At 57.1% G+C, this 12,078-nt stretch carries 9 protein-coding genes; all 9 read left to right on the forward strand.

All coding sequences use genetic code 11. The features are described from left to right. Positions 1–213 (forward strand): hypothetical protein (locus DGI_RS18715; RefSeq protein ID WP_041725546.1); only part of this gene is annotated, 213 nt, incomplete at its 5' end. A 322-nt stretch (positions 214–535) separates the two neighbouring features. Next, positions 536–2,566 (forward strand): N-6 DNA methylase, encoded by a 2,031-nt coding sequence (locus tag DGI_RS06145; protein WP_021759940.1) that lies wholly within the window; start codon positions 536–538, stop codon positions 2,564–2,566. A 37-nt stretch (positions 2,567–2,603) separates the two neighbouring features. Further along, complete coding sequence (locus DGI_RS06150) at positions 2,604–3,620, forward strand: hypothetical protein (RefSeq protein WP_021759941.1); 1,017 nt, start codon at positions 2,604–2,606, stop codon at positions 3,618–3,620. Between the two features lie 3 nt (positions 3,621–3,623). Next, a complete protein-coding gene (locus DGI_RS06155) occupies positions 3,624–4,085 on the forward strand; it encodes a type II toxin-antitoxin system death-on-curing family toxin (RefSeq protein ID WP_021759942.1) in 462 nt (153 codons plus the stop codon). Next, positions 4,078–5,427, forward strand: a complete 1,350-nt coding sequence (locus DGI_RS06160) for a restriction endonuclease subunit S (RefSeq protein ID WP_021759943.1) — start codon at positions 4,078–4,080, stop codon at positions 5,425–5,427. The genes DGI_RS06155 and DGI_RS06160 overlap by 8 nt, the downstream gene beginning before the upstream one ends. Beyond that, positions 5,421–6,878 carry an ATP-binding protein gene (locus tag DGI_RS06165; protein WP_021759944.1) on the forward strand — a complete coding sequence of 486 codons (1,458 nt, stop codon included), beginning with the start codon at positions 5,421–5,423 and terminating at the stop codon, positions 6,876–6,878. Before DGI_RS06160 ends, DGI_RS06165 begins: the two co-directional genes overlap by 7 nt. Before the next feature lie 143 nt (positions 6,879–7,021). Continuing rightward, positions 7,022–10,144 carry a type I restriction endonuclease subunit R gene (locus tag DGI_RS06170; RefSeq protein WP_021759945.1) on the forward strand — a complete coding sequence of 1,041 codons (3,123 nt, stop codon included), beginning with the start codon at positions 7,022–7,024 and terminating at the stop codon, positions 10,142–10,144. Positions 10,145–10,331: 187 nt separating this feature from the next. Then, positions 10,332–10,790, forward strand: a complete 459-nt coding sequence (locus DGI_RS18320) for a DUF3010 family protein (RefSeq protein WP_021759946.1) — start codon at positions 10,332–10,334, stop codon at positions 10,788–10,790. Next, positions 10,787–11,809 carry a serine/threonine protein kinase gene (locus tag DGI_RS17845; RefSeq protein WP_081696988.1) on the forward strand — a complete coding sequence of 341 codons (1,023 nt, stop codon included), beginning with the start codon at positions 10,787–10,789 and terminating at the stop codon, positions 11,807–11,809. Before DGI_RS18320 ends, DGI_RS17845 begins: the two co-directional genes overlap by 4 nt. Positions 11,810–12,078: the final 269 nt, after the last annotated feature.

A 12,078-nucleotide genomic window follows, 5' to 3' on the forward strand; every position in this document is an offset into this window, starting at 1 on the left:
AGCGGCTGGCCCTGGGCAGGTGAAGCCTTTGGCCTGCGTGTATCCCTTGCCGAACGCTACCCCGGAGACACCACCTTCCTCTTTCAACTGTCCGAAGCCTTCGAGCTGCTCGGCCGCCACGGCTGCCTTGCCCCCGGCATCGCGGCAGGGATTCAGACCCATCTGCACGCCATCAGGGTGAAGCTGGGCGAGTTTCCTGAAGGATTATACTAACCCGTTTCCCATCCACCAGAACCGGTACCCCGCGTGTCGCGCCATGCCGTGGCGCGCGGGGGCTTGGCCGCTGTCCCCGTCAGGAATATAGACCAGACCCACCGAAGTCTGCCAAGAAACCCGAGCCATCACCCAATCCCCTGAAATGACGAGGTGCAATCCTTGCCAAGGGATACGGCCGCCTGATACCGTGCGATATGGTCTTGTGCTGGTGAGGCGTTTGGATGAAGGTGCCGGCTGCTGCGGCGCGCGGTTCCCGGCTCGCCTTTCGCCGCTCGCGCCTGCGCATCAGACCGTGCACCTTAGCCCCTGCGAGTGCTTCATGTCCCCGGAAACCCATGCCCAGCTTGCCAGTTTCATCTGGTCCATCTGCAACCTGTTGCGCGGGCCGTACAAACGCAATGAATACCGCAAGGTCATCCTGCCCCTGACGGTGCTCAAGCGTTTTGACAGCGTCCTGGCCCCCACCAAGGCCAAGGCGCTCGCTGCCTTCGAGACGGTCAAGGACAAGTCCGAGAACATCGTCAAGGCCACCCTTTGCAACGTGACTGGCGTGGAGTTCTACAATATCTCCAAGCTCGACTTTGCCCGGCTGCTGGATGATCCCAACAACATTGCCCTGAACCTGAACAGCTACATCAGCGCCTTTTCCCCCAACGTGCGGGAGATCATGGAGCGCTTCAAGTTTGGCGAGCAGGTGGCGCAGATGCAGGCCAAGAACCTGCTGTATGAGGTGATCAAGTCCTTCAACACCATCGACCTGAGCCTGCAGCGCGTGGACAACATGCAGATGGGCTACGTCTTCGAGGAGCTCATCCGCATCGGCGCGGAGCAGGCCAACGAGGAGGCCGGGGAGCACTTCACCCCGCGCGAGGTCATCAAGCTCATGGTCAACCTCCTGCTCACGGACGAAGGGGATCTCACCACCAGCCACATCGTCAAGACTATTTACGACCCGGCCTGCGGCACCGGCGGCATGCTCTCCACGGCGGAAAGCCACATCCGAGCCCTGAACCAGGAGGCCAGCCCGCACCTCTTTGGCCAGGACTGGAATGACGAATCCTACGCCGTGTGCAAGGCGGACATGCTCATCAAGGGCGAGAACGCCGACAACATCCGCATGGGCGACATCTTCACCGAGGACCGCTTTCCCCACGACACCTTTGACTACATGCTGGCCAACCCGCCCTTTGGCGTCTCCTGGAAGCAGCAGGAAAAAGCTATCGGCAAGGAACACGAGTCGCGCGGCTACGAGGGCCGCTTCGGGGCCGGACTGCCGCGCATCAACGACGGCGCCTTGCTTTTTCTGCAGCACATGCTGTCCAAGATGCGCCGGCCCGAGCAGGGCGGCTCACGCATTGGCATCGTCTTCAACGGCTCGCCCTTGTTCACCGGCGATGCCGGCAGCGGGGAATCCGAAATCCGGCGCTGGATCATCGAAAACGACTGGCTGGAAGCCGTGGTGGCCCTGCCGGACCAGCTCTTCTACAACACCGGCATCTTCACCTACATCTGGGTGCTCACCAACCGCAAAATGCCGCACCGCAAGGGAAAAATTCAGCTCCTGGACGCGCGTTCCTTTTTCGTCAAGATGCGCAAGAGCCTGGGCAACAAGCGCAACGAGATTGCCGACGGGGAAAACGGAAGGCCCGACCAGATTGCCGAGATCGTCCGCCTCTACGGGGCCTTCCGGGATGGCGAGTGCTCCAGGATCTTTGCCAACGAAGATTTCGGCTACGCCAAGATCACCGTGGAACGGCCTCTGCGGCTGAACTTCCAGGCATCTCCCGAGCGGCTGGCCCGGCTGGAGCAGGAGCGCGGCTTCCAGGCCCTGGCCGGCAGCGCCAAGAAGGACCCCGCCGCCCGCGCCCTGGAGATCCAGGCCGGCCAGGCCCGGCAGCAGGCCATCCGGGACGCCCTGGGCCGGCTGGACCCGGCGAAGCTGTACCTGGACCGCAAGCAGTTCAAGAAAGACCTCAAGGCCGCCTGCGCAGGCATGTCGCCGCAGCTGGCCCAGGCCGAGTTGAAGCCCATCCTCGCCGCCCTGGGCGAACGCGACGAGGCCGCCGCCATCTGCATGGATGCCAAGGGCGCCCCCGAGCCCGACAGCTCCCTGCGCGACACCGAGAGCGTGCCCCTGAAAGAGTCCATCCAGGACTACTTCCGCCGCGAGGTCCTGCCCCACGTGCCCGACGCCTGGATCGACGAGAGCAAGACCAGGATCGGCTACGAGATTCCCCTCACCCGCCATTTCTACAAGTACACGCCCCCGCGTCCCCTGGCCGAGATCGAGGCCGAGATCAAAACCCTGGAGCGCGAGATCATGGCCATGCTTGGAGAGGGGGCGGCATGAGCATGGGCAACACGGCGACGGCAGAAGGAGAGCGGCCATGACCAGCGAGTCCAACACCCTGACGGCTTCACACATTGAGCGTCAGAACGTTTTGAACAACCCCTTTGCCGTGCAGAAATTGCAGGAGCACCTGGGGCTCCAAGGCATCACCTGGCAGGGGGAGCCCGTCTTTCTCAAGCAGCAGGTGGCCGCCTTGCTGGATGTGGATGCGCGAACCATCAACAGGTACCTTGCGAGCCATGAAGACGAATTGACCCGCAATGGCTACCTCGTGCTTCGCGGAAAAAACCTTCGTGATTTCAAGCTGTTAACTGAACTGAATGACATGAATGTCCCTCAGAAGACGCAAGCAGTTGGCATATTTAGATTTCGCACGGTGCTCAACCTGGCCATGCTGTTGACGGATAGCGAGCGCGCCCGCGCCATTCGCAGTAAAATCCTGGATATCGTCATCGAGACCATCGCCGCCAAAGCCGGCGGGGCGACTAAGTACATTAACCAACGCGACGCAGACTATCTGCCGGCCGCTTTCCAGGAAGAAAACTACCGCAAGCAGTTCACCGACGCCGTGGGCAAACACATTGCGGCCCCGAATTGGAAGTACGGCAAATACACCAATCTCGTCTATGAAGGCATCTTCCGAGAGAATGCCCAAGAGTACCGGAACATTCTCAAGTTGGCGGCCAATGATAAGGTCCGGGATACGCTCTATGCCGAAGTGTTGGACCTTGTGGCCAGTTTTGAAGCCGGCTTGGCGTATGAGCTGGAGCAGAGAGCCAAGGAGCTCGGGAGGCCGCTCAGTATTGGCGAGGCGGACCGGCTGTTCCAAACGTACACCGAGCACCCCCAGTACGCCCCGCTAATAAACCAGGCGCGCACCAAGATGGCCAGCCGGGACCTGTGCTTCCGCGACGCCCTGCACCACAAGCTGGAAGCCTACATCCAGAGCGTTCCCGAGGCGGACTTCGAACGCTTTCTGGGGGAGAAGAGCAAGGATCTGCAGGAGCGCATTGCCGAAAACCTGGATGTCTTCAAGCGCCTGAAGGACAGGTAGGCCATGAAGACCTTCTACTTCACCCTGTCCTGGGCCATCGAGACCCACCGTCTCGTCATCGAACAGTCCGGCGGCGTCCATGGCGTCAAGGATCGCGGCCTGCTGGAGAGCGTGTTGACCCACATCCAGAATGACGACTACTACCCGGAATTTCTGGACAAGCTCACCCACCTTTGCTTTGCGGTCAACAAGCTCCATGCCTTCCACGACGGTAACAAGCGCGCCTCCCTGGCCCTGGGCGCCTTTTTCCTGCTCCTCAACGGCTACGACCACTGCGTGACGCCGTTTCTGCGGGACATGGAAAACATCACGGTCTGGGTGGCCGAGAACGCAATCAAGAAGGAACTGTTGCGAGACATCCTCCAGGACATCATCCTGCAGGCGGCCCGCGAGGAAGTACGCCTGGCCATCATCCACGCCACCCAGCACGCGCACCCTGACGCGCAAGGAGGCGACCATGCCTAGCGGCACGTACACACCCTATCCCCGCTACAAGGACTCGGGCGTGGAATGGCTGGGGGACGTGCCCGAGGGGTGGGAGGTGAAGCGGCTACGGTTTATTTCCCGCATCAATCCACTTGCCTCTGAGCTTCAGGATTTCAGCCCTGAGGATGAAGTATCATTCGTCCCCATGGAGTGCGTATGCGAATATGGCGGATTGAGGCTTGAACAGACAAAGCCGATGGATGAAATTGGAAGTGGGTACACCTATTTTCGGGATGGGGATGTTGTTTTTGCCAAGATTACTCCATGCTTTGAGAATGGGAAGGGAACCTTGGCGGAAGGGCTTGTCAATGGCGTTGCTTTCGGCACCACAGAGTTGCATGTCATCCGGCCTGATGACACCCTTGAAAAGCGCTTTCTCTTTTACCTGACCATCTGTGACAATTTTCGGAAAATTGGTGAATCCGAAATGTACGGCGCAGGTGGGCAAAAGCGTGTGCCCACTGACTTCGTCCAAAATTTTCCCGTCCCCCTTCCCCCCCTCCCCGAACAAGCCGCCATCGCCGCCTTTCTGGACCGCGAGACGGCGCGGCTGGATGCCCTGGTGGCCCGGAAGCGCCGGCTCATCGAGCTGTTGCAGGAAAAGCGCGCCGCGGTCATCAGCCACGCCGTGACCAGGGGCCTCGACCCCGCCGCCCCCATAAAAGACTCCGGCGTGGACTGGCTGGGCGAGGTGCCGGCGCATTGGGAGGTGAAGCGGCTTGCCTATTTAGCCGAAATGTCGGGAGGAATGACACCTGACAAGTCAAATGAAACTTTTTGGGAGGGAGACATCCCTTGGCTCACTCCAAAGGACATGAAACGTCCAGTCATTGATGATACGGAAGACAAAATTACTCATGTCGCCCTCACTGCAACGGGGATCAAGCTGTACGATGCTGGCCATGTTTTTATTGTTGTTCGGGGAATGATCTTGGCGCATACATTCCCTGTCTGCATTAACTCAGTCGAAACAACTGTAAACCAAGACGTCAAAGCGCTTAATGTCCTTCGCTATTTCATTCCGCAATATTTTGCCTTCATGCTGCAAGGCATTGACAAGGCCCTGCTCGCCCTTGTTGAGGAGGCCGCGCACGGTACGAGGTGCCTTCGGACCGAAGTGTGGCATGATTTTTATGTTGCGTTTCCTGACAAGGACGAGCAACTCAAGATCGTTTCTGAACTCGAAAAGCATATCACCCGCATCGACGCCCTCATCACCAAAATCAACACCGCCATCACCACCCTGCAGGAATACCGCACGGCCCTCATCACCGCGGCGGTGACGGGGAAGATTGATGTGCGGGAGGAGGGAGCATGCTGACCGAATCGCAGCTATCGCCCATGCTCGACGAACTGCGCGCCCTCCCCAAGGAGACGGAGTGGGTGGAGTTCAAAGTGAACAACGAAAAGCCGGAGGAGATTGGCAAATACATCTCGGCCCTCGCCAATGCAGCGGCCTTGCATGAAAAGCCAAATGGCTTCATGGTCTGGGGCATTGAGGACGGGACCCATGCCCCCGTTGGCACCTCCTTTACGCCGTCCACAGCCAAAGTAGGCAATGAAGCGTTGGAAAACTGGCTCGCGAGGTTGCTTGAGCCGCGCATTGATTTTCGATTCCATGCCTTCACGTATCAAGATGTCCCTGTGGTGCTCCTCGAAATCCAACCGGCGACCTTCCACCCTGTGCGCTTCAAGCAGGAAGCGTTCATTCGAGTCGGCAGCTACAAGAAACCCTTGCGCGAACACCCAGAAAAGGAACGCCAGCTCTGGTTGCTGTCCTCGCGGGTGCCCTTCGAGAAGGGCGTGGCCATGGCCAATGTCTCCTCCGACATCGTGCTTGGCGCGCTTGACTATCCTGCCGTCTTTGAGCTGTTGGGCCGCCCCTTGCCGGACAACCGGGACGGCATTCTGTCGCGGTTGGAGCAGGAGCGGTTCATCACAAAAAGGCCGGGCGGGCTGTATGACGTCACGAACCTCGGGGCAATCCTCTTCGCCAAGGATCTCAGCCAGTTTGACCGCCTTGGCCGCAAGGCGTTGCGCGTGATTTTCTACAAGGGCAACAGTCGCGTCGAAACCATCCGGGAGCAGACCGGCGTCAAGGGCTATGCCGTCGGCTACGAAGGCGCGGTGGCCTACATCAATGATCGGCTGCCCGCTAACGAGGTGATTGGCCAGGCCTTGCGCAGGGAAGAACGCATGTACCCGGACATCGCCATTCGGGAACTCGTGGCCAATGTCCTGATCCACCAGGATTTCAACATTTTCGGCGCCGGTCCCATGGTGGAAATTTTCTCGGATCGGATGGAATTCAGCAATCCTGGGAAACCGCTCATTGATACGCTTCGATTCATTGATCACACCCCTCGCTCCCGGAACGAGGATTTGGCGGCCTTCATGCGTTGCATCAATATTTGCGAAGAGCGGGGCAGCGGCATCGACAAGGTCATCACCGCCGTGGAGCTGCACCAGTTGCCGCCGCCCGATTTCCGTGAAGTAGGTGACAACACCGTGGTGGTGCTTTTTGCCCACCGAAAGTTTTCGGCCATGGACGCAGATGACCGGATTCGCGCCTGTTATCAACATGCTTGTCTGTGCCATGAGAGCAACACGCAGCTGACGAATCAGAGCTTGCGAGTACGCTTCGGCATCGAAGACAGAAACAAGGCCATGGTTACGCGAGTCATTAAGGCTGCCTTGGACAGAGGCGTAATCAAGCCCTTTGACAAGGACCAGTCCAAGAAATTTGCAAAATATGTCCCCTTCTGGACGTGATCGTTTAATTGACGGCTAATTGACTGGGACTGACCATTCGGGAAAGCTTAATTGCGCCGCACGTGCGAACCAACTGGAGGAGCTGAACAAATCAGTGGACCTCCACGGCTGGTTTAATTGACTCGACAAGAAGGAAGCGCCCCATGCCCCCCAAGACCAAGGAAGCCGATTTCGAGGACGGCATCGAGTACACCCTTCTCCAGAACGGCTGGACCCGTCTTGCCGCTTCGGGCTACGATCAAGAGCGGGCCCTGTTCCCGGCGGAGGTGTTGCGCTTTCTCCAGGTCACCCAGGGGGACATTTGGAGCCAGATGCAGGCCCTGCATGGCGAGGCCCTGGAGGAAAAGCTCCTGGCCGCCCTGGTCCGGGAACTCGACCTCAAGGGCATGCTGGCCGTGCTGCGGCATGGCTTCAAGTTTCATGGCAAGGTCTTCCGCATGGCCTTTTTCAGGCCGGCCCACGGCCTCAACCCCGAGGCCGTGGCCCTCTATGCCCACAACACCCTGGCCGTCTCGCGGCAGATTCCCTGCCAGCCTGGCGCACGGGACACCATCGACCTCGTCTTCAGCTGCAACGGCTTGCCCGTGGCCACCTGCGAGCTGAAAAATCCCCCCACGGGCCAGACCTGGCGGCACGCCATTGCCCAGTACAAGCAGGACCGCGATCCCCGCGCCCCGCTGTTCGCCTTCAAAAAGCGCGCCCTGGTGCACTTTGCCGCGGACACGGAAGAGGTCTACATGACCACCCGCCTGAGCGGGGACAAGACCTACTTTTTGCCCTTCAACCGCGGCAGCGCCCCCGGCGCCATCGCCTGCGGCGCGGGCAACCCGCCGCATCCCGACGGCGCGCGCACCGCCTACCTGTGGCAGGACGTCCTGGCCAGGGACAGCTTTCTCGACATCCTGGGCAGTTACATGTTCCTGCAACGTGAGGAAAAGCGCATACAGGATGGCGAGGGCGGCAAGAAGATCATCATCGTGGAAAAGATGATCTTCCCGCGCTTCCACCAGCTCGACGCCGTGCGCGCCCTGGTGCAGGGGGCGAGGCGCGAAGGCGTGGGCCGGCAGTATCTGATCCAGCATTCCGCCGGCAGCGGCAAGACCAACTCCATTTCCTGGCTCTCCCACCGCCTGGCCAGCCTGCACGATGAACAGGACGGGAAAGTCTTTGATTGCGTCCTGGTCATCACCGACCGCCAGATCCTCGACCGCCAGTTGCAGGACGCCATCTATCAGATCGAACACCGGCAGGGTGTGGTCAAACCCATTGACCAGGACTCCAAGCAGCTAGCCGCGGCCCTGGTGGATGGCACGCCCATCGTCATCACCACCCTGCAAAAATTCCCCTTTGTGTTGAAAGGCCTGCTGCGTCAGGCCGGGGCGGAGAATCTGGACAGCCCCGACGCCGAGGCCAGGGCCCAGGCCAAGGCCTGGGAAGCGGCCATCGCCACCCGCCGCTACGCCATCATCATTGACGAAGCCCACAGCTCCCAGACCGGCGACACGGCCCGCGAGCTCAAGGCCATCCTCGGGGCCGGCCTGCAGGACGCCCTGCCCGCGAATCCAGAAGCCCCCGGCGACGACTTCGAAGACGCCCTCAATGCCGTCATGGAGTCCCGTGGTCGCCAGAAGAACCTGAGTTTTTTCGCCTTCACCGCCACGCCCAAGGGCAAGACCATCCAGCTCTTCGGCCGGCCGGGAGCCTCGGGCAAGCCCGTGCCGTTCCACACCTACTCCATGCGCCAGGCCATTGAGGAAGGCTTCATCCTGGATGTCCTCAAGCACTACACCACCTACAAGACGTACTTCAAACTGGTGAAGGCTGTGGAGGACGATCCCAAATATCCCAAGAAAAAGGCCACGCGGGCCCTGGGCAAGTTCATGAGCCTGCACCCGCACAACATCGACCAGAAGACCGAAGTCATGGTGGAGCACTTCCGCAGGCACGTGCGCCAACGCATCGGCGGCCAGGCCAAGGCCATGGTGGTCTCGTCCTCCCGGCTGCACGCCGTGAAGTACATGCTGGCGTTTCAAGAATATATCGCCGCCAACGGCTACACCGACATTCGCCCCCTGGTGGCCTTTAGCGGCACGGTCAAGGATCCCGACACCGGCCAGGAGTTCACCGAGCCCGGCATGAACACCGACGTCACCACCGGCCGGCCCATCCGCGAGTCCCAGTTGCCCGAAACATTCGACAGCGCCGACTATCAGGTGCTGCTGGTGGCCAACAAGTACCAGACCGGCTTCGACCAGCCCCTGTTGCACACCATGTACGTGGACAAGCGGCTCTCCGACGTGCAGGCGGTGCAGACCCTCTCCCGCCTGAACCGCATGACCCCCGGCAAGGATGCGCCCTTTGTGCTGGATTTCGTTAACGAGCCCGACGAGATTTACCGCGCCTTCAAACCGTATTTCGACAGCACGAGCCTGCAGGAGGAGGCCGACCCGCAGCAGCTGGAATCCCTCAAGCACACCCTGGATCAGGCCCAGGTGTACCACTGGTCCGAGGTGGAAGCCTTCGCCCGAATCTTCTACAAGCCCCGCGAGCGCCAGAGCCCGACGGACCATGGCCACATGCGCCTGCACCTTGCCCCGGCGGTGGATCGCTTCAAGGCCCTGGGCCTGCAGGAAGGCGGCGAGGAGGCGCAGGCGCTGTTTCGGGACACGCTCTCAAGCTACACCCGGCTCTACACCTTTCTGAGCCAGATCATGCCCTACGTGGATCCCGAGCTGGAAAAGCTCTACAGTTACGGCCGCATGCTTCTTCCTGAGCTTCCGGCCGGCAAGGGATTCGTCCTCATCTCGCCCGAAGACAAGGTGGACCTGCAGTACTACCGCCTCCAGCGCATCTATTCCGGAGCCATCGACCTGCGCCCCGACGAGGCCGAGGGCGTCAAAAGCCCTACGGATGTGGGCACCGGCAAGGCCAAGGACGAGGAATCACCCCTTTCCGGCATCATCGACGTCCTCAACGAGCGCTTTCAGACGGACTTCAGCGAGGGCGACCGGCTCTTTTTCGAGCAGATCAAGGCCGTGGCCGTGGAGGACGAAGCCGTCATCCGCACAGCCGCCGCCAACACCCTGGACAAGTTCCAGCTGGGCATCAAAAAGATCATCGAATCCATAATGATCCAATGCATGGCCCAAAACGACCGCATCGTCTCCCGCTACATGGATGACCCGGAGTTCCATTCCGTGATCTTCGGGCGGCTCACGGAAGAGATTCACCGGGAGGTGAATGGGGGGCGGAGTAGATATTATTGAAGTTACACTGCGCATAACAATTGTTACGCCTCATTTTTCTGGTTGCGGTTTTCTTGACCAAAAATAACATACAGTATATATATTTCGAGCGTGTTAGTGTATTACAGACTTACACCATGAATATATTTGATTGGCACCTTGGTCGGTAGAGAGGTGTTATGTGTAATGCAACCATGTTGGAGGCTTCATGAAAGTGTTGGGAGTAACACCATCTGCAAAAGATGTGATGTGGGCTATATTGGAAGGCACGGCAGAGCAACCCAAATTGGTTCCTTGTGAAATGAAAAAGCAAAGGTTTGCTACTGCTCAAGATGAGAGTTCAATGCTTTATGAGCTCTTCCAGTTTATCCAGACATTTATTCATAGCGCAGGTGTAAATAAATTATGTGTACTGCAAGCAGGCTCAAGCCAATATGGATCGTCTTCTGCGTTGCGGATTAAAGTTGAGTCGGTATTTCAGATGGCTGGTAAACAGAGGAATATCCCAGTCCAATTGGTCCCTCCACAGACTTTAAGGGCACAGGAAAAGAAATTCTCACAAATTGCAGGCGGCAACCCTGAAAAGATATTCAATGATGGCAATGAGTTTAAACCGAAACCCTGGAAGGATACGGTTCTTGTTGCCTGGATAGGTCTTATACAATGAGTGGATATCAAGTAAAGGCAATTATAGATCATCTTCATGCGGCAGGAAAATATGAGCTGCGGCATGAGAATAAAGAGGGCATGAATGCATACTCGTTTGTTGCTAAGCATCTTCACTTGAACCGCGATGTTTTCTTGAAGGTCTATGATGCAGTCCCAGATGAAGGCGATATTTTTTTGGAACCACGTTTCTTGGTCGAGGCCACCTCAAGCGCTGGTGGTAACCCACACTTGATAGAGGTCCTCGACGCAGAGATGATAAACGATGATTTTGTTCTTGTTGCGATGGAGCTTGTTGATGGGGGTAGTTTATTAAATTCACTGAAACAAGGACCTTTTAATCTTATGGATGCTATTTCGATAACGAAAGGCATCCTTCAAGGTGTATCCCACTTGCATGCATCTAGATTTTTGCATCGAGATATTAAACCTGCGAATGTGATTCTAACTAAGGTGAACGGTAGATTTCATCCAAAAATTGGTGATTTTGGCTCTATGGTCAAGCTTTCTCCGGGCCAGCTATCTGCAGTTGCCTCGCGGCATAGCGCTCTCTATGTTCCCCCTGAAGCATGGAGTGAACCGTCTGAATATGATTTCCAGTCAGATATTTATCAGGTGGGGATAGTCCTCTATGAAATGATCAACGGACCGATGCCTTATTGTGAGGAATCTTATCTTGACAGGCAATCTAAAACGTTAATTAAAAAATTTAATTGTTCATGTTTTTCAGAAGTTGAGAGGCCTGATCAATGCTCAATAGTAAATGATGCAATTTGCAGGAGAGCAAGGTCCAATAAGCTATTGTCACTGGTTGAGCCGAGACCTTATCTGTATGGAAATATTAAACGGATCATCAACAAGGCAACTCATCCAGAGAGAGGTTTGAGATATAAGACGGCTGTAGAAATGTATAATGCTATCCTTTCAATAAATGTTCCAGATTGGGGTACGGATGGCAATTCCTATTTGGCCCGAAATTGGCGCGGTTGGGATTGGAAAATCGAAGAAGCATTAAGATAAAGTTCTCATAAAGAGTACCTTGTAAAAAAGTCACGTGTCGGAGCTGATGTCTTTCGTAGATGCCATTCATCGAGCGAAGTGCTAGAGGCATTTAGCTTTGTATTAAATTGGGAAAGGTGATTCTATAGCGAGCTGTCGTGGTTTATTGTAATTTTGTTAGCTTTTATTTTTTCACCTGCGATAAAATTATTAACTACTGCTTATAACTTCCAATTAATTCATTATATAAATACCAGCTATTAATTTAGCTCTAAGTGTATGATAAACAT

Source organism: Megalodesulfovibrio gigas DSM 1382 = ATCC 19364 (assembly GCF_000468495.1).
Taxonomy (GTDB): Bacteria; Desulfobacterota; Desulfovibrionia; order Desulfovibrionales; family Desulfovibrionaceae; genus Megalodesulfovibrio; species Megalodesulfovibrio gigas.

Bases quoted from the DNA above. Each gene is read 5' to 3' on its own strand.
- DGI_RS06155 (WP_021759942.1), top strand. From the start codon at position 3,624: ATGAAGACCTTCTACTTCACCCTGTCCTGGGCCATCGAGACCCACCGT.
- DGI_RS17845 (WP_081696988.1), top strand. From the start codon at position 10,787: ATGAGTGGATATCAAGTAAAGGCAATTATAGATCATCTTCATGCGGCA.
- DGI_RS06160 (WP_021759943.1), top strand. From the start codon at position 4,078: ATGCCTAGCGGCACGTACACACCCTATCCCCGCTACAAGGACTCGGGC.
- DGI_RS06170 (WP_021759945.1), top strand. From the start codon at position 7,022: ATGCCCCCCAAGACCAAGGAAGCCGATTTCGAGGACGGCATCGAGTAC.
- DGI_RS06165 (WP_021759944.1), top strand. From the start codon at position 5,421: ATGCTGACCGAATCGCAGCTATCGCCCATGCTCGACGAACTGCGCGCC.
- DGI_RS06150 (WP_021759941.1), top strand. From the start codon at position 2,604: ATGACCAGCGAGTCCAACACCCTGACGGCTTCACACATTGAGCGTCAG.
- DGI_RS06145 (WP_021759940.1), top strand. From the start codon at position 536: ATGTCCCCGGAAACCCATGCCCAGCTTGCCAGTTTCATCTGGTCCATC.
- DGI_RS18320 (WP_021759946.1), top strand. From the start codon at position 10,332: ATGAAAGTGTTGGGAGTAACACCATCTGCAAAAGATGTGATGTGGGCT.